The 16,559-nt window shown below is 62.5% G+C and carries 16 protein-coding genes and 1 pseudogene; 8 read left to right on the top strand and 9 right to left on the bottom strand.

The features are described from left to right. Positions 1 to 307: 307 nt before the first annotated feature. The 3 genes and pseudogenes from FHX03_RS09935 to FHX03_RS09930 all read right to left on the bottom strand — a co-directional run bounded on the left by FHX03_RS09935 (position 308) and on the right by FHX03_RS09930 (position 2,929). Positions 308 to 772 (bottom strand): hypothetical protein, encoded by a 465-nt coding sequence (locus FHX03_RS09935; protein ID WP_183853480.1) that lies wholly within the window; start codon positions 770 to 772, stop codon positions 308 to 310. A 311-nt stretch (positions 773 to 1,083) separates the two neighbouring features. Continuing rightward, positions 1,084 to 1,176 (bottom strand): annotated as a pseudogene (locus FHX03_RS34390) (ATP-dependent DNA ligase); the annotation flags it as partial. 325 nt (positions 1,177 to 1,501) lie between these two features. Then, positions 1,502 to 2,929, bottom strand: a complete 1,428-nt coding sequence (locus FHX03_RS09930; RefSeq protein ID WP_409565138.1) for an MFS transporter — start codon at positions 2,927 to 2,929, stop codon at positions 1,502 to 1,504. Between the two features lie 135 nt (positions 2,930 to 3,064). Here FHX03_RS09930 and FHX03_RS09925 point away from each other — a divergent pair, with 135 nt between their 5' ends. Continuing rightward, complete coding sequence (locus tag FHX03_RS09925; protein ID WP_097628941.1) at positions 3,065 to 3,958, top strand: LysR family transcriptional regulator; 894 nt, start codon at positions 3,065 to 3,067, stop codon at positions 3,956 to 3,958. Between the two features lie 118 nt (positions 3,959 to 4,076). Beyond that, positions 4,077 to 4,301 (top strand): alkylphosphonate utilization protein, encoded by a 225-nt coding sequence (locus FHX03_RS09920; RefSeq protein WP_097628855.1) that lies wholly within the window; start codon positions 4,077 to 4,079, stop codon positions 4,299 to 4,301. Here the strand turns inward: FHX03_RS09920 and FHX03_RS09915 are convergent. The 3 genes from FHX03_RS09915 to FHX03_RS09905 all read right to left on the bottom strand — a co-directional run bounded on the left by FHX03_RS09915 (position 4,288) and on the right by FHX03_RS09905 (position 6,723). Next, entirely contained in the window at positions 4,288 to 5,130 is an 843-nt protein-coding gene (locus FHX03_RS09915) for a transglutaminase-like domain-containing protein (RefSeq protein WP_097628854.1), read from the bottom strand. The two genes, FHX03_RS09920 and FHX03_RS09915, sit on opposite strands and share 14 nt — an antisense overlap. Positions 5,131 to 5,230: 100 nt before the next feature. Continuing rightward, a complete protein-coding gene (locus tag FHX03_RS09910; RefSeq protein WP_097628853.1) occupies positions 5,231 to 6,103 on the bottom strand; it encodes a transglutaminase N-terminal domain-containing protein in 873 nt (290 codons plus the stop codon). Between the two features lie 464 nt (positions 6,104 to 6,567). Next, positions 6,568 to 6,723: an entericidin gene (locus FHX03_RS09905; RefSeq protein ID WP_097628852.1), complete on the bottom strand. Its 156-nt coding sequence runs from the start codon at positions 6,721 to 6,723 to the stop codon at positions 6,568 to 6,570. Positions 6,724 to 7,395: 672 nt separating this feature from the next. Between FHX03_RS09905 and FHX03_RS09900 the strand changes: the two genes are divergently transcribed. After that, complete coding sequence (locus FHX03_RS09900; protein ID WP_131710997.1) at positions 7,396 to 7,650, top strand: GlsB/YeaQ/YmgE family stress response membrane protein; 255 nt, start codon at positions 7,396 to 7,398, stop codon at positions 7,648 to 7,650. 65 nt (positions 7,651 to 7,715) lie between these two features. Here FHX03_RS09900 and FHX03_RS09895 read toward each other — a convergent pair whose 3' ends face one another. Continuing rightward, positions 7,716 to 7,997, bottom strand: a complete 282-nt coding sequence (locus tag FHX03_RS09895; protein ID WP_003573046.1) for a hypothetical protein — start codon at positions 7,995 to 7,997, stop codon at positions 7,716 to 7,718. A 219-nt stretch (positions 7,998 to 8,216) separates the two neighbouring features. Here FHX03_RS09895 and FHX03_RS09890 point away from each other — a divergent pair, with 219 nt between their 5' ends. From FHX03_RS09890 to glp, 5 genes are read left to right on the top strand one after another with little or no spacing between them, the layout of a single operon-like run. After that, the gene (locus FHX03_RS09890) at positions 8,217 to 10,109 is read left to right on the top strand and encodes a peptidylprolyl isomerase (RefSeq protein ID WP_131710998.1); all 1,893 of its coding nucleotides are present in this window, start codon (positions 8,217 to 8,219) and stop codon (positions 10,107 to 10,109) included. Positions 10,110 to 10,117: 8 nt separating this feature from the next. Beyond that, the gene (gene trpD / locus FHX03_RS09885) at positions 10,118 to 11,134 is read left to right on the top strand and encodes an anthranilate phosphoribosyltransferase (protein ID WP_097628849.1); all 1,017 of its coding nucleotides are present in this window, start codon (positions 10,118 to 10,120) and stop codon (positions 11,132 to 11,134) included. Between the two features lie 9 nt (positions 11,135 to 11,143). After that, positions 11,144 to 11,956: an indole-3-glycerol phosphate synthase TrpC gene (gene trpC / locus FHX03_RS09880; RefSeq protein ID WP_183853478.1), complete on the top strand. Its 813-nt coding sequence runs from the start codon at positions 11,144 to 11,146 to the stop codon at positions 11,954 to 11,956. 1 nt (position 11,957) lies between these two features. Further along, complete coding sequence (moaC, locus tag FHX03_RS09875) at positions 11,958 to 12,455, top strand: cyclic pyranopterin monophosphate synthase MoaC (protein WP_097628847.1); 498 nt, start codon at positions 11,958 to 11,960, stop codon at positions 12,453 to 12,455. After that, positions 12,452 to 13,675 carry a gephyrin-like molybdotransferase Glp gene (glp, locus tag FHX03_RS09870; protein WP_097628846.1) on the top strand — a complete coding sequence of 408 codons (1,224 nt, stop codon included), beginning with the start codon at positions 12,452 to 12,454 and terminating at the stop codon, positions 13,673 to 13,675. The genes moaC and glp overlap by 4 nt, the downstream gene beginning before the upstream one ends. Before the next feature lie 18 nt (positions 13,676 to 13,693). On the opposite strand, the gene FHX03_RS09865 is transcribed toward glp, so the two are convergent. Together FHX03_RS09865 and FHX03_RS09860 are read right to left on the bottom strand one after the other, a co-directional pair. After that, positions 13,694 to 14,353, bottom strand: a complete 660-nt coding sequence (locus tag FHX03_RS09865) for a class I SAM-dependent methyltransferase (RefSeq protein ID WP_097628845.1) — start codon at positions 14,351 to 14,353, stop codon at positions 13,694 to 13,696. A 147-nt stretch (positions 14,354 to 14,500) separates the two neighbouring features. After that, entirely contained in the window at positions 14,501 to 16,486 is a 1,986-nt protein-coding gene (locus tag FHX03_RS09860; protein WP_131710999.1) for a DEAD/DEAH box helicase, read from the bottom strand. Between the last annotated feature and the right edge of the window lie 73 nt (positions 16,487 to 16,559).

Here is a 16,559-nt window from a genome sequence, read left to right as displayed (position 1 = left end):
CGGAGCCCCCTCAGGTATCGCGGTCGTTGGTGGAGGTGGAGGGAACCATCGGGAATTAAACCAATCCCAGACCCAATTCGGAGCCCAGCCCTCAATTGCCTGCGGCGTAAGCTCTGAGACGATAACAAAGTCGGATGTCGTTAACTTGGACATCAGCGCCATTCGTAGCACTGCAGGTGCATAGTTCGTCGAAACGAACCAAGTCCATCCGTTCCATCGAATCCAGTCACCATATTGGCCGAGTTGCGCATCGATCATCTCGGGATTTTGCGCGGTCTCAATCCACTGTAATGTCACAAGATAAATCTTAGGCATCACGGACCTCGCCCCTAACGCGTAACTCGCTCGGAGGCAATCGTCCTTGTCCACCTTCTGGTGAAAGATCAATGATCTTCGGATCACTCGCCGCGATTTCGTTTAGTCGATATTTCACCAACTGCGCGCCTTCGAGTACTGAGGGGCCAGGGTGACGCTCGGCGTAGCCAAACGCCTTGAGACAATAGAATACTAGAACAAGTGCAACTAAGGCCACCAGCCCAAGAACCATGTACGGCAAATCGTTGGGCATCTTGTAGATCGCAATACTGACAAGCATGATGAAAGCGATCATCACCGGAGCGGTCTTGCCCAGCACACCGCTTCCGAGTTTGATTGTAGTAAATGGATTCAAACTGAACTGATCTGGCCGTTTCATACCTTGCCGGCTCGCCCGTTGCCCGAACACAGCCCATAGCTTAGGGGTGCGCGCCACTGCAACAGCCTTAGTCTTCACGCACACACCAGTGCGGCCTCCGAGCAAAAAAATTCACAAAATTTGCGAGGGACGTGGAGGAAGCGGAAGGCCCCCGGTACCAGCGAAGGGCCCTCCCCTTGAGCAGGAAACAGCGGGGGTGGGGTCTACAAGTGCTGCGCCATATCGATCCGTCGCCCCGAGAATGGCCGCGTGGCGCGATCCGTTCCGCGACCCCGATGATGCTCCGTCCGACCCGTCCACCGCACCACCGCCCGCCCGTCGTGGCATTCCGCCCCCATCCAACCGAACCCACATTCCCGCGCCCGGTGCCCAGGCACAGCACAAATAGGTGACGTGTGCCGCAACTTGCCGTCATGCGTCCACGCCCGACAGTCGGTTTCAGCAACAAGGCGCGGATCGACTAAGACCGCGTTTTGCAATCGACAGCAGGCTTGCGATGATCAGCTTTCCATCTTCTCCCGGCGTCCATTCGCTGAACGCCGCTCACGAAAGCAGCGAATAGATCCAGACGCCAACAGAACCCCAAAAGATAGCCGGCATCACTATCATCCCCAAAATGATGATCTTGGTCACACTAAAAGCTCCGAAATTCGACTCATTCCGGAAAGCTATTGCAACGATCGAAGGTTGGTATGGGGCACGAAGTCCGGGACCGATCGGACCTTGGTCTGAGTTCTACGGCTGAATGCATAATCCCCTGGAGGAGAGCTTACTCGATAGATCCGGTTAGAGCGCTGCGGTTGCGGTTCATGCTCCTGCGGAACTGGTTCGCCGCCGGTAGGTCCCGGCCGCGATGGTCAACGCGATGGCGATCAATGCGGCTGCGACGCCGAAGGTGATCTGCATACCTGAATGAACGGCCTCGGGCCGTGCCGCGGCGATCTCTGAGCTCCCCGAGCCATGCGCGAACACGGCTCCCATGACGGATGCGCCGGTAATCAGCCCGAGATTGCGCGACAGGTTGAGCACGCCGGAGATGACGCCGCGCTGGTCGGGCTGCACATCCGCCACGACGGCCGTGTTGTTGGCCGCCTGGAACAACTGATAGCCTGATGTCAGCAGAGCGATTCCGGCGATGTAGCCGGCAATTCCGGGCAGCACGGCGAGAGCGATGGAACCGATGGCCATGGCGACGAGCCCTGCAGCAACCACGAAGGGCGTGTCCAGGCGATCGACCAGGCGACCGGCCGGGACACCGCTGAGGATCGAGATCACCGGACCGATCGACATGACGGTGCCAACCAGCGCCTCGTTGAGCCCGAGCGTACGGGAGAGATAGAAGGGCGCGGCCACCAGCGTTGCCATCATCACAGTCGAGACGAGCCCGTTCATCGCCAGGCTGGCGGTGCGCACGCGGTCGCGGAACACCGCCAGCTGGATCAGCGGCGATGCCGTTCTCGCCTCGGCGAAGACGAAGAGACCGGCGCCAAAACCGGCGATGAGCAGCAGGGCGAGGTTCAACAGGCCAAAGCTGCCATGCCCGATCGTCATCGCCAGCGCATAGGCCGAAAGCGTCAAGGCAAGCAGCAGCGTGCCCACCATGTCGAAGCCGGCCCGATCCTTCTTCCTTCCGCCGATATCGTCCGGCAGATGGCGATAGGCGAGAACGAAGGTCGCCAAGCCGAGCGGCACGTTGACGAGGAAGATCGCCGGCCAACCGAAACAGGCGATCAGCAGACCGCCGAGCGAGGGCCCAAGAGCGGTGCCGATCGCCGACATCGTTCCGAGCAGCCCCATGGCGCTGCCGGTCCTCGTCTTCGGCACCGTTTCACCGACAAAGGCCATGGTCAGCGCCATCATGATTGCCGCGCCCAGACCCTGCAGCGCGCGCGCCGCGATCATCAGCCACAGCGTCGGCGCGAGGCTGCAGAGGACCGAGGCCAGAGTGAAGAGCAGGATGCCGGTGAGCAGCAGCCGTCGCCGGCCGGTGACATCGCCGAGCCGCCCGACGCTGACGATCAAAGTAGTAATGGCAAGGAGATAGGCGAGCACGATCCACTGGACATCCTGGAAGGCGGCGTCGAACCCCCGCGCCAGGCTCGGCAGGCCGACATTGGCGATGCTGGTGCCGAGCGATGGCAGCAGAATCGAGAGGGAAAGGCTGGCGAGTGCCCAGCGGACGGAATAGGGGCGTTCGGCGGCGGCCTCGCCGCGCTCTGTAATGATCGGTTTCACCGTAGACTCCGTTTTTCTCGCTCCGGAAAGGGAGCCGCCGGCAAACATAGTCCTCCGCGCGGTATGGCGGAACGCGCAGCATTTGCATTCTATTCGTGCGTTGGACGCCATATGAAGCTGTGTTATATCGGATGCATGTCGACACCCGATTTCAACCTGCTCGTCACCCTGGATGTGCTGCTCGTCGAGGGCAGCGTTGCCCGCGCCGCCCACAGGCTGCGGCTCAGCCCGTCGGCCATGAGCCGGGCGCTGGCGCGACTGCGCGAGACGACGGGCGATCCGCTGCTGGTGCGCGCCGGCCGCGGCCTCGTCCCCACGCCCCGAGCGCTCGAACTGCGCGAGCGGGTCGGCCGGATCGTCGAGGAAGCGCAAGCGGTGCTGCGCCCTGCCGAGGCGCTTGATCTCACACGGTTGGTCCGGACGTTCACGCTGCGCATCAGCGAAGGTTTCGCCGAGACCTTCGGACCCGATCTGATCGCCCGCCTCGGTGGTGAAGCGCCGGGCGTGCGGCTGCGCTTCGTGCAGAAACCGGATAAGGACAGCGCCCCGTTGCGCGACGGAACCGTCGACCTGGAAACCGGCGTCGTCGGCGAAACGATGGGGCCGGAGCTGCGGGCGCAGGCCTTGTTCCGCGACCGTTTCGTCGGCGTGGTGAGGATAGGGCATCCGCTCTGCCAGGGCGAGATCACGCCCGCCCGATATGTAGCCGGCCGGCACATCACCGTCTCGCGGCGCGGGCTCGACAAGGGACCGATCGATGAAGCTCTTGATGCGCTCGGGCTCGAACGCCAGATTGCCACCATCGTCGGCGGTTTTTCCACGGCGCTGGCGCTCGCCCGCGCCTCGGATCTGATCGCCTGTGTTCCGGAACGGCACACAGGCGCATTGCGCCGGGAAATGCACAGTTTTCCCTTGCCCGTTCCGATCCCCGAGATCACGCTTTCCTTGCTCTGGCATCCGAGGATGGATGCCGATCCGGGCCATCGCTGGCTGCGCGGCTGCGTTCGGGATGCCTGCGCGGCGACGTGATCGACTGGCGACGGAGCACCGCGGGCAGACGATCGATCCGTTCGTGATAGTTGACTATCCCATGTCGACGTGATTACCCGCCGAAGATCATTGAACGAATTTATCAGGCGGGAACATCATGGCCGACGACATCATCATAAAGGATAGTAACGGAAGCCAGCTTCATGACGGCGATTCCGTGACGCTGATCAAGGACCTCAAGGTCAAGGGAACTTCCGAGACGCTGAAGCGTGGAACATTGGTCAAGGGCATTCGCCTGACCGACAATCCCGGCGAGATCGAATGCAACACCAAGCAGGTCAAGGGTCTGGTGTTGAAAACGGAATTCCTCAAGAAGGCATAGGATCGGCCTTATCAGCCGCTTCCTGCGGCACTTCCTCGGTGATCACCTCGAAGCGGCAAAGCACTGCCGGCCCGAAGGCTGTCGACATTGCGACGTCGGTGGCGTCGCGGCCGGTCCCCATGAGGATCCTGCCGATGCGCGGTGTGTTGTGGCGGGCATCGACCGTATGCCAGTGGCCGCCGAGAAAGACCTCGAACCAGGCGCTGAAATCCATCGGATTGGGATCGATCGGAACGCCGATATCGCCGAGATAGCCGGTGCAATATCGGGCTGGAATATTCATGCATCGGCAAAGCGCGATGGCGAGATGGGCAAAGTCGCGGCAGACACCTGCCTTGTCGACGAAGCCGCCATGCGCGGTCCGCAGCAGGTCGGCCTTCAGGTAGTCGAAGGTGATGTGGTCGTGGACGAAATCGCAGATCGCCTGGACACGCGCCCAGCCGAGCGGCGTCGATGAAAAGGTTGCCCAGGCGAAATCGGCAAGCCTGTCGGTGTCGCAATAGCGGCTGCCGAGCAGGAAGACGAGCACCTCGTCCGGCAGGTCGTTGATCGCGTGCTGGACGGCATCGTCGGGAACGACGTCGGGCTGGCCGCTGTCGTAAATCTCGAACTCGGTGGAAATCGTCGTCACTCCAGCCGGGGCGACGATCCGGCTGCAGGCATTGCCGAAACCGTCGGTATATTCCCAGGCCTCGATCGGCCGGTCGAAATCCAGCACCTGCTCGCTGAGAAGATCGGCGCGGCGGGAAGGATGAATGTTGAGGGCGAGCAGCATCGGCGTCGGCTGTATGCATTCATAGCCCAGATGAAACCCGGCGCGTATTTTCATGGTGGCGTCCTCGCATCCCGCCCAGATGGCGTGACTATGCAACGTCGATCGTGCTGCCCGGTTCCCGCAGCCGCGACCGTCGCCGCGCTCAAATCGAGGATTACTTGGTGGTGACGTTGACCTGCACCGTCATGCTGTCGAAATCCGTCCCATCGCCATCATAGCTGCCGCTTAACGGGACGGCCTGGCGCGGATCGCGGGCGACGGCGACGCGAATGAGATCGCGGTTGCCGACGATCCCGTTGGTCGGATCGAACTCCGCCCAGCCGGCGCCGGGAAGGTAAACCTGGCACCATGCATGGGTGGAGCCGCCGCCGAGCACGGTGGAGCCGTCCCGGTCGGGAACATAGACATAGCCCGTCACAAACCGCGCGGCGAGGCCGAGGACGCGTGCGGCTTCCATCATCAGCAGCGCGAAATCCCTGCAGGTGCCGGAGCGAAGCTGCAAAGTCTGCAGCGGCGTCTGCGTTCCGTGCTCCATCCGGCGGGCATAAGCGAAGCTTTCGCGAATGGCGTAACAGAGCGTCATCAGCATATGCCCGGTTTCCGTCGGACGCCCCTGGCGGACGAACTGGCGCGCCCAGCGTCCGACCTCGTCGTTGGGGTCGGGATAATGGCGCTGCATCGCCGGCGTCAGATCGGCAATCTCGTCCTTGTCGTAGGAGAATGGATAGGTCAGCGCCTGATCGTCGACCTTGAGATCGAGGGCAACCTGGGGCGTATGATCGAGCGTGATCCAGGTTTCGAAACGAAGCTCGGACGCCGGCCTCGAAATATCGATGAGCGCCACGCAATTGCCGAAAACATCGTGGATCCAGCGCACATGGCTTTCCTCGGGATATATCGCCAACGACGCTTCGATCAGCCGCTGGTCGAAACTGTCGCGCGGCCGGAACATCAAGCGATGCTCGCCGAAATCGACATCCCTGACGTAACGATAGGACGTGATGTGGCGGACGGAGAAAATCGTCATAGGCCGGCTATCCTCCGCGTGAGGCGCGCCCTGCCCGCTTCCTGCTTATCCCGATTTCTTGTCATATAAGCACATTCGAAAGATTGCTATTCTGCATCAACCGATCGACGGCAGAGCCCGTCCAACCTAAGAGGATAAAATGCATATCATCTGGGACGTTCTGACGCTTATGCTGACAATCGGCTCGCTCTATGGCGGTCGCGAATACCGGATTATTCGTGCCCGTGCCCGCGCCCAGAACTGGGGCAACTTCTGATCCGATTCCGAAGCCTGATCGTATAGGCTGCTGCTGGAACGGTGGCGGATACGTCGAATGACGTAAAGCCAAGCGCTTAAGGAAGTGCATTATTAGCAGAGACGGCGTCTATCCGTCCATTCCTCCTGTTATTGCCAGCCCGCCTCACCCCAGGCGGGCTTTTTTCGCCGTGATTCTTTTTCCCGCGCCATACTTCTTGGCGCCCGCCTTACTTCTTGGCGCCTGCGGAAAGCACCCGATGTGTCGCATTGTCCATGGCGTGGCTCGCCTCCTGTCCATCCTTCTTCAGCCCGTATGCGGTGTTGCCGCAGCCGGAAAGTGTGAGCAGGTAAATGCAGGCGAAGGCGATTGCAGTTTTTGTCATCAAGTTTTCCCCGGATGGAATGGCGATCAGGGAAAGATGATGCAATCCCCGGCAAAATCAATCCGCGGGCGTTTAGCGCGAACCGCATCGGGAACTCAATGGCGCCACCGGCGTTTATGGAAGCCATCCAACCGGGGTTCACGACATGGATTATCAGATTGCCTTCGCCGCGACCGTTGCGACAGCCTCCTTCCTCGTCTTCATGCTCGTCGTCCACCGGACATAGAGGTTGCTGCCGCCAGTCAGCTTCCGCAAACCGCCGAGCGCGATGGACCCGGATCCTTGCGCGCGCACTCTCAAATGACAGACAAGCAACATTTCAATTTCTGCAAGTATTTCAGCATTCGCCAATGTAATACATTTTAGTTAAATGCCATACTTAACTATTCATTAATAATATACTTGCGCGTCGTCCGCTTCCGCTTATGCTTTATGCAAAGGGGGAGAGGAACAATGTTTACCAAAAGCCTGATCATGCCGTTAGGTTTCGCGATGATTGCCATTGCCGGCCTGTTGTTCCAGATTGCTTCATACGCCTTGCACTCCCCTGTTACCGTGCTGCAGCCGTAAGTCACATAAGTCGCTGAAGCGGCAGGCAATCTCGTAACTGGGAGTGGAACTTCCTTTCGTTTCGTGCATTCTGTGACTCGTTTTGCCAGGAGGGAGATAACCATGGAAAACGCAGGCGTGGGTTGGATTGCAGCCATTATCATCGGTGGCATCGCCGGATGGCTGGCGGAAAAGGTCATGAGCAGCAATATGGGTTTGCTCATGAACATATTGCTCGGCATCGTCGGCGCTATCGTTGCCAACTGGATCCTTGGTCTGTTGCACATCCAGCCGCTGGCCGGTTGGCTGGGTTATCTGATCACCGGCTTCGTCGGTGCCTGCATTCTGATTTTCGTCGGCCGCGTCATCCGTCGCTGATTGCCGCAGACATAGTTAAAAGCCGGGCGCTTCGCGTCCGGCTTTTCTCTGTCTCGAATTGTCTTTCAGCGGCGGCTCAACAGGCCGAAAACATAGGCGATGCCTGCCGTCACCGCGAGCGCCATGAGCGGTTCTTCACGAACCTTGTCGCGCAGTTGCTCCGTCATCAACGACGCCTCGTCGGTAACCGCCGACTTTGCCCCCTGCCCGAGCGCGACCACGCTTTCCGTCAGCCGGGAGAGATCGTTGCGAAGGGCTGCGACCTGCGCCGACAGGTCGTCTGCTGCCATATCAGCCTTGACGCGTGCAGCGGTGGATTCGGCGGAAGCGGTTTTCAATTCAGCCATGGTCTGCTCCTGTTGCATGGGATGCCGCTTCAACGAAATGGCGGCCCGAAAGGTTCCGCCGCAGCCGATCTTTTGTTGGCCGCAGGGCCGCCACGCGGCCACCGCCGCCCGGCGCAGCTTTTCGCGCGACAAACTCTTCATTTCCTGTCGGGTTTGTTCTAAGGAACGTCGAATGTCCGCCCGCGCGCGGCTCAATGATACTGCGAGGTTTGCGTTTCTATGTTCCATATCCTGAGAAGAGCCGCTCAGACCTGGGTCGCCAAGCTGCTGATGCTTCTGCTGGTCGCGTCGTTCGGCATCTGGGGCGTCTCCCGGTCGCTGATTACCGGCAGCAACAGCACCACGGTCGTGACCGTCGGCGATCAGCATGTGGACGTCAACGAATTCCACCTCGCCTACCAGCGCCAGGTGGCAAGTCTCGGCCAGCAGTTCGGCACGCGTCTCACTCCGGAACAGGCTCGCGCTTTCGGCGTCGAGCAGCAGGTGCTTTCCCAGCTCGTCGCCGGCGCCTCGCTCGACCAGCTCGCCGAAGACATGAACCTCGGCCTGTCCGAAGATCGCCTCGCCCAGCTGATCGCCGACGATCCGGCTTTCAAGGCTGTCAACGGCAAATTTGACCGAGAACTCTTCATCTCGCGCCTGCGCAACGCCAATATCCGCCAGGACGATTACATCAAGGAGCGCAGCAAGGTCGCTGTCCGCAGCCAGGTCGTCGATGCCATCTCGAACGGCTTCACCGCGCCGAAGACGCTGGTCGACGCTCTGAAGCTCTATGGCAATGAAAGCCGCAGCATCGACTATCTGCTGCTCACCAACGCCAATATCGAGCCGATCAAGGCGCCTGCCGACGACGTGCTGGCGACGTGGTTCGATGGCGTCAAGCAGCGCTACCAGGCGCCTGAATACCGCAAGCTCGTCTATCTCTCGCTGCAGCCCGCCGATATCGCCGACGCCGCGACCGTCACCGACGACCAGATCCACGAAGCCTTCGACAAGAGCAAGGATACCTACCGCACGCCGGAAAGCCGCACAATCGAACAGCTGACCTTCACCAGCAAGGATCTTGCCGCTGCCGCCGAAACCGCACTGAAGAGCGGCACTAGCTTCGATCAGCTGGTCTCCGACCAGGGCAAGACGGCAAGCGACGTGCTGCTCGGCGAATTCACCAAGGACAAGGTTCCCGACCAGGCCGTTGCCGATGCGGCCTTCGCCGTTTCGAAGGACGGCGGCACGACACCTGTCGTCGAGGGCTCCTTCGGCTCCGTCATCCTTCGCATCACCAACATCAAGCCGGAAACCACCAAGAATTTCGACGAGGTGAAGGAAGACATCCGCAAGCAGCTGGCGCTTTCCAACGCTTCGCAGGAAGTGATCAACGTTCATGACCGCATCGAGGATTTGCGCGCCGGCGGCGCCACGCTTGAGGATATTGCCGGCCAGCTGAAGCTCAAGGCCGTGACCGTCGACGCCGTCGATATGACCGGCGCCGACAAGGACGGCAAAGAGGTCAAGGATATTCCCGTCAAGCAGCAATTGCTCGGCGAAGCCTTCAAGACCGAGGTCGGCGTCGATGCGCCGCCGCTGCCGATTGGCAATGACGGCTATGTCTGGTTCAACGTCCGCGAAATTACCCCGACCCGCGAGCGCCCGGTCGCCGAAGTGCGCGAAAAGGCGGTCGAAGACTGGACGGCGGAACAGCAGAAGGCCGAACTTGCCAAGAAGGCCGAGGCGTTGAAGGCCGAAGCCGCCAAGGGCACCGCGCTTGCCGATATTGCAACGCCGCTCGGCATCGCCGTCGAAAGCAAGAGCGGCCTCACCCGCGCCACCGATGATCCGGTGCTTGGCCGCGCCGGCGTCACCGCCGCCTTCTCCGGCCCCGTCGATGCGGTCGCGAGTGCCGTCGGCGCCGATCCGTCGACGCAGATCCTGATGAAGGTCACCGAGGTCAACAGCGAGCCGACTAGCGACGCGCTGAACAACCGCGATGCCCAGATCACCGCCATGGCCAACGCCGCCGGCGACGATATTCTCGATCAGATGGTCAACGTGCTGCAGACGCAGTACGGCGCGCAGATCAACCAGACGCTCGCCGAGCAGGCGACGCTTCGTTAGGAGGCCCTATGACCGATCTGAAGCCGTTCCTGGCCAAGGCCGCAAGCCGCGAGCCGCTGACGCGTGACGAGGCCCGCGCCGCCTTCGACATCCTGATGTCCGGCCAGGCGACGCCCTCGCAGATCGGCGGCTTCCTGATGGCGCTGCGTGTGCGCGGTGAAACCGTCGACGAGATCGTCGGCGCCGTCACCGCGATGCGCTCGAAGATGCTGACCGTCGAAGCGCCGGCCGATGCGATCGACATTGTCGGCACCGGCGGCGATGCCAGCGGCACCTACAATATCTCGACGCTGGCGGCGCTCATCGTCGCCGGCGCCGGAGTCCCCGTCGCAAAACACGGCAACCGGGCGCTGAGCTCGAAATCGGGCGCGGCGGACAATCTCGCCGCACTCGGCGTCAAGCTCGATGTCGGCCCTGAGATCATCTCTCGCTGCATCGCCGAGGCCGGCGTCGGCTTCATGTTCGCGCAGCTTCATCATTCCGCCATGCGCCATGTCGGCCCCTCCCGCGTCGAACTCGGCACCCGCACCATCTTCAACCTGCTGGGTCCGCTTTCGAGTCCGGCTGGTGTCCGCCGCCAGTTGCTCGGCGTCTTCTCGCCGCAATGGCTGGTGCCGCTTGCCGAAGTCATGCGCGATCTCGGCTCCGAATGCGTCTGGGTGGTCCATGGCGACGGCCTCGACGAGATCACCACGACAGGCATCACCAAGGTGGCCGCGCTCGAAGCCGGCAAGATCCGCACCTTCGAGCTGTCGCCCGCCGATTTCGGCGTCAGCCCTTGCGTTCTCGCCGACATCAGGGGCGGCGATGGCGTCGCCAATGCCGCAGCGCTTCGCGAGGTGCTCAGCGGCGCCAAGAACGCCTATCGTGATATTTCGCTCGCCAATGCCGCGGCATCGCTGGTCATCGCCGGCAAGGTCGAAACGATTCGCGACGGTATGATGCTTGCCGCGCAGTCGCTGGATAGCGGCGCCACCGCGCTTGCCCTCGACAAACTCATCGCCGTTTCCAACGATATCGACTAGGATTGCCCGATGACCGATATTCTGAAGAAGATCGAACTTTACAAGCGCGAGGAAATCGCCGCTGCCAAGGCTGCGATGTCGCTTGCCGACCTGAAGGCGATGCAGGCTGGCCAGTCCGCTCCGCGTGGTTTTTATAAGGCGCTCGTTGCCCAGCGTGACGCGGGCAATTTTGGTCTGATCGCCGAGATCAAGAAGGCGAGCCCGTCCAAGGGCCTCATTCGCCCGGATTTCGATCCGCCGTCGCTGGCAAAGGCCTACGAAGCCGGTGGCGCGGCCTGCCTTTCCGTGCTGACCGACACGCCGAGCTTTCAGGGTGCCCCGGAATTCCTGACGACGGCACGGGACGCCTGCGCCCTGCCCGCTTTGCGCAAGGATTTCATGTTCGAGACCTATCAGGTCCATGAGGCGCGCGCCTGGGGCGCTGACTGCATTCTGCTGATCATGGCGTCGCTGACTAATGACGAGGCCGAGCGGCTGCAGGACGAGGCTTTCTCGCTCGGCATGGATGTGCTGGTCGAGGTGCACGATGCCGAGGAGATGGAGCGGGCGCTGAAGCTGTCCTCGCCGCTTATCGGCATCAACAACCGCAATCTGCGGACTTTCGAGGTCAGCCTGACGGTCAGCGAGACGCTTGCCTCCATGGTTCCCGCCGACCGGCTCCTCATCGGCGAAAGCGGCATCCACACCCATGCCGATTGCAAGCGGCTGCAGGCCGTCGATATCAGCACCTTCCTTGTCGGCGAAAGCCTGATGCGAAAAGACAACGTGACGGCCGCCACCCGCGCGCTGCTCTTTGGTGAAGCCGCCATCGCGGCCGAATGACATGAGCGGCGGAAAACCCGGCCTCACGCATATCGATGCCTCAGGCGAGGCGCATATGGTCGATGTCTCCGACAAGGCCGAGACGGTGCGCATCGCCACGGCCGAGGGCCATGTGAAGATGGCGGCGGAAACGCTGGCACTGATCCGCGAGGGCAATGCCAAGAAGGGCGATGTCATCGGCACGGCGCGCGTTGCCGGCATCATGGCGGCAAAACGCACCGCCGATCTCATCCCGCTCTGCCATCCGCTGATGCTGACCAAGGTCACCGTCGAGATCGAGGAAGATGCCGCCCTGCCCGGCCTGCGCGTCACGGCAATCGCCAAACTGACCGGCAAGACCGGTGTCGAGATGGAGGCGCTGACAGCCGTCTCGGTCGCGTGTCTGACCATCTACGACATGGCCAAGGCGGCCGACAAGGCGATGGAGATCGGCGGCATCCGGTTGCTGGAAAAATCCGGCGGCAAATCGGGCGATTTCCGCCATCCGGAGGCGAGATGAACCTTCTCCCGGTCACCGAGGCCCTAAGCCGCTTGCTCTCGCGCGCAAGGCCAGTCGCGGTATCGGAGAGGTTGCCGCTCGCCGAGGCCGAAGGCCGCGTCCTGGCCGTCGATCTCAAGGCCGGGATAACCCAACCGCCCTTCAACGCCTCGGCCATGGATGGTTATGCGCTGCGCCGTGACGATGCGCCGGAGCCGGGCGCCGTGCTGAAGGTCATCGGCACATCTTCAGCCGGCCATGCCTTTGAAGGAAGCGTCGGCAAGGGCGAGACCGTCCGCATCTTCACCGGCGCTCCGGTTCCGTCGGGCGCCGACAGCGTCCTGCTGCAAGAGGATGCCGAGAAGATCGAGGGCGGCATCCGAACCAATTTCCCGGTGCGGAAGGGCCAGCACGTGCGTCCCCGCGGCCAGGATTTTGCCGAGGGCGAAGCGGTGCTGCCGGCTGGCACCGTGCTCGATTTCTCGCGGCTGACAGTCGCTGCCGGCATGAACCGCCCCGATGTCGAGGTCCTCAAACGCCCGCTGATCGTCATCCTCGCAACCGGCGACGAACTGCTGCCGCCAGGAAGCACGCCCGGTCCTTCGCAGATCATCGCCTCCAACACGTTCGGCATTGCAGCCCTTGCCCGTAAAGCCGGCGCCGATGTGCTTGATCTCGGCATCGTGCCGGACGATAAGGCCAGGATCACTGCGGCGATCGATACGGCGCGGGCCGCCAAGGCCGATGTCGTCGTCACGCTCGGCGGCGCATCGGTCGGCGACCATGATCTGGTGCAGGCAACGCTGATCGAGGCCGGCATGCAACTGGATTTCTGGCGCATCGCCATGCGTCCCGGCAAACCGCTGATGGTCGGCAGCTTCGGCGAGACCCATGTGCTCGGCCTGCCCGGCAATCCGGTCTCGAGCCTCGTCTGCTCGCTGCTTTTCCTGGAACCGCTGATCCGCAAACTCGCCTCCCTGCCGCCGGTGCAGCGCGAGACAACCGTCGAGGCGGCCACCCCGCTGCGCGCCAACGACCACCGTCAGGACTATATCCGGGCAAAACTGTCAAAATCCGCCGCCGGAAACTGGCTCGCCGACCCCTTCGGCAAACAGGACTCCTCGATGATGAAGGCATTTGCCCAAGCCGACTGCCTCATCATCCGCCCGCCGCATGCGCCGGAGCTACCTCCCGGAGCGCCCTGCCCGGTCATGCTGCTGCGGCCGGACCTTCTGGGATAGTTCAGACTTTCAGCTGCTTCAGGAAAGCGAAAAAACGCCCGCCTGCACCGCCCCGCCGCTGGAGCCTGCGCCGAAATCCGCAACGGCATGCGTCGCGATACGCTGAAGTGCGCCCTGCGGCAGGTAAGCGCGATTGGGATCGCCGATCAGCACCTCGATGCCGGAGGCCTGGCAACGCCGCAGGAAAGCCATCACCCGCAATGCAAGCGCGGAATCGTAGAACAGATCGCCCACAGCGAGGATATCTGTCTCCTGCGGCGGCGGTGCCTCGATGATATCGGCGGCGACGGCCAGGATGTTCACGCCGTTCACCGCAGCGTTGAGACCGATTGCTGCAATGGCGTTGGCATCGACATCGACCGCCGTGACCGCGGCAGCTCCGGCCTTGGCCGCCGCGATGGCGACGAGCCCGGAGCCGGAGCCGAGATCAAGGACGCGACGGCCAGCGACCACTTCAGGACGGTCGAGCAGATGGCGGGCAAGCACGGCGCCGCCGGCCCAGGGGTAGGCCCAATAGGGCGCTGGATCGCCTTCTTCGCGGCCGGCAAGCCGCCAGAGCCCGCTCACAGGCCCAGCCGTATGCAGCAAGATTTCGGGAATGGCCGGAACGGGTGAGATCGGCAGATTGGCCTGGATGAAGGCGGCCGGATCGGGACGCGGTGTGTCGGAGCGTTTCATCGTCGTCATGCTCCTGTCCGGCTATAAATCCAACGATTCAATAGTTCTTCATCGCGAGATGCGGCATGCCGCTGTCGAGAAAATCCGCTTGTCGGCCAACCGTCAGACAAAGCCCTCCGCCTGAACCGGCGAAGGGCTGCGGCGCAATCAGCCGGGCTTCTTCTTCGAGAACTTGTTCTTCGGCCCGGCGCCACCCTTGCCCTCGTATTTCGGGCGTTCGGATTTGGCGCCTTCGGATTTGCCGCCTTCAAATTTCGGCTTGTCGTATTTCGGCTTGTCGAATTTCGGGCCATCGAAGCCGGGCTTGCCGGGCTTCTTGCTCCAGGGTTTGCTATCCTGTCTTTGCTGGCCGCTATTGTCGGCTGCGGCATACCCGCCACCCGGACCCTTGCCGAACTTGTTCTTCGGGCGTTCGTCGCGGACCGTGTCGCCCGGCCGCTCGTCACGCGACGACTTGCCGGCGTAGGGCTTCGGCGACGGGGCGCGGCTGAAATCCGGCGTGCCGGAGAGCTTGGTCACGCGGATGCCGCGTTCGAGCGCCTTGTTCGGGCCGATCGCCGCCAGGAAGCTTTCGGCGCTCGCTGCCGCGATCTCCACGAAGGTTTCCTCGGGCTGCATCTTGATCGCGCCGATTTCGCGCTTCGTGACATTGCCGTTGCGGCAGAGCATCGGGATCAGCCAGCGCGGCTCGGCATTCTGCTTGCGGCCGACCGAAACGGAGAACCAGACGCTGGCGCCGAAATCCTCGCGCGGTCCCTTCTGCGCCGGCTCGTAAGGCTCCGCATTGTCGCGACGCTTGCGGCTGCCCCCGTCCTGCACGGTGACCTCGATCAGGTCCTCCGGCGCCGAATGGTTAGTGCGGTAGAGACGCAGGAAGGCGGCGGCGAGCTTTTCGGCGCCGTGGCTGGAAAGCAGCTGCTGCACCAGCCCCTGTTCTTCCTCCTGCGGCGCTTCGCTGAAGATCGGATCGGCAAGCAGCCGTTCGTCGTCGCGCTCATTTACCTCTTCGGCCGACGGCGGCCGCGCCCAGGCGGCCGAAATGCCGGCATTCTCAAGCAGGCGCTCAGCCTTGCGCCGTGCATTCAGCGGCACGATCATGGCGCTGATGCCCTTGCGGCCGGCCCGGCCGGTGCGGCCGCTGCGGTGCAGCAGCGTGTCCGGATTGGTCGGCAGGTCGGCATGGATGACGAGATCGAGACCCGGCAGATCGATACCGCGAGCAGCGACGTCGGTCGCGATGCAGACGCGGGCGCGCCCGTCACGCATCGCCTGCAGCGCATGGGTGCGTTCATTCTGCGTCAGCTCGCCGGAAAGCGCTACGACGGAGAAATTGCGGTTGTTGAAGCGCGCGGTCAGATGATTGACGGCAGCGCGCGTCGAGCAGAAGACGATGGCGTTGGTCGCCTCGTAATAACGCAGCACGTTGATGATCGCATTCTCGCGGTCGCTCGGCGCCACCATCAGCGCGCGATATTCGATATCGACATGCTGTTTTGCCTCAGCCGCGGTGCTGATCCGCACGGCGTTGCGCTGATAGCTTTTGGCAAGCTTGGCGATCGCCGCCGGCACTGTTGCCGAAAACATCAGCGTCCGGCGCTCGTCCGGCGCCGAATCGAGAATGAATTCCAGATCTTCGCGGAAGCCGAGATCGAGCATCTCGTCGGCCTCGTCGAGCACGGCGGCCTTCAGTTCCGACATGTCGAGCGCCCTGCGGCGGATATGGTCGCAAAGACGGCCGGGCGTGCCGACGACGATATGGGCGCCGCGTTCGAGCGAGCGGCGCTCGCTGCGGATGTCCATGCCGCCGACACAGCTGGCGATCACCGCGCCGGTCATCTCATAGAGCCATTCGAGCTCCCGCTTCACCTGCAGGGCGAGTTCGCGCGTCGGGGCGATGACAAGCGCAAGCGGCGCGCCGGCATTGCCGAAGCGTTCCCCGCCCTCAAGCAGCGTCGGCGCCAGCGCCAGGCCGAAGGCGACGGTCTTGCCCGAACCGGTCTGGGCCGAGACCAGCGCGTCGGAGGCGGCGAGGTTGGGATCGAGCATCGCCTTCTGCACCGGGGTGAGTTCGGCGTAACCGCGCTTCTGCAACGCCTTGGCGATCGCCGGAACGACGCCGTTGAATTCTGTCATGAGTTCGATCTTTCGGAGCTGTCAGGCGCGAACTGCGCCATGGCCGGAGCCAGCCGGCGGGGTATTTGCGCCG

The organism is Rhizobium sp. BK456 (assembly GCF_014194045.1).
GTDB classification, from domain to species: domain Bacteria; phylum Pseudomonadota; class Alphaproteobacteria; order Rhizobiales; family Rhizobiaceae; genus Rhizobium; species Rhizobium redzepovicii.
This window is presented reverse-complemented; position numbering and strand designations above follow the sequence as displayed.

Coding starts and splice junctions, on each gene's coding strand:
- FHX03_RS09910 (WP_097628853.1), bottom strand. CDS start 6,103: ATGACGATTTTCTCCGTCCGCCACATCACGTCCTATCGTTACGTCAGG.
- FHX03_RS09890 (WP_131710998.1), top strand. CDS start 8,217: ATGTTCCATATCCTGAGAAGAGCCGCTCAGACCTGGGTCGCCAAGCTG.
- FHX03_RS09860 (WP_131710999.1), bottom strand. CDS start 16,486: ATGACAGAATTCAACGGCGTCGTTCCGGCGATCGCCAAGGCGTTGCAG.
- FHX03_RS09865 (WP_097628845.1), bottom strand. CDS start 14,353: ATGAAACGCTCCGACACACCGCGTCCCGATCCGGCCGCCTTCATCCAG.
- trpC (WP_183853478.1), top strand. CDS start 11,144: ATGACCGATATTCTGAAGAAGATCGAACTTTACAAGCGCGAGGAAATC.
- glp (WP_097628846.1), top strand. CDS start 12,452: ATGAACCTTCTCCCGGTCACCGAGGCCCTAAGCCGCTTGCTCTCGCGC.
- FHX03_RS09920 (WP_097628855.1), top strand. CDS start 4,077: ATGGCCGACGACATCATCATAAAGGATAGTAACGGAAGCCAGCTTCAT.
- trpD (WP_097628849.1), top strand. CDS start 10,118: ATGACCGATCTGAAGCCGTTCCTGGCCAAGGCCGCAAGCCGCGAGCCG.
- FHX03_RS09900 (WP_131710997.1), top strand. CDS start 7,396: ATGGAAAACGCAGGCGTGGGTTGGATTGCAGCCATTATCATCGGTGGC.
- FHX03_RS09925 (WP_097628941.1), top strand. CDS start 3,065: ATGTCGACACCCGATTTCAACCTGCTCGTCACCCTGGATGTGCTGCTC.
- FHX03_RS09895 (WP_003573046.1), bottom strand. CDS start 7,997: ATGGCTGAATTGAAAACCGCTTCCGCCGAATCCACCGCTGCACGCGTC.
- moaC (WP_097628847.1), top strand. CDS start 11,958: ATGAGCGGCGGAAAACCCGGCCTCACGCATATCGATGCCTCAGGCGAG.
- FHX03_RS09905 (WP_097628852.1), bottom strand. CDS start 6,723: ATGACAAAAACTGCAATCGCCTTCGCCTGCATTTACCTGCTCACACTT.
- FHX03_RS09915 (WP_097628854.1), bottom strand. CDS start 5,130: ATGAAAATACGCGCCGGGTTTCATCTGGGCTATGAATGCATACAGCCG.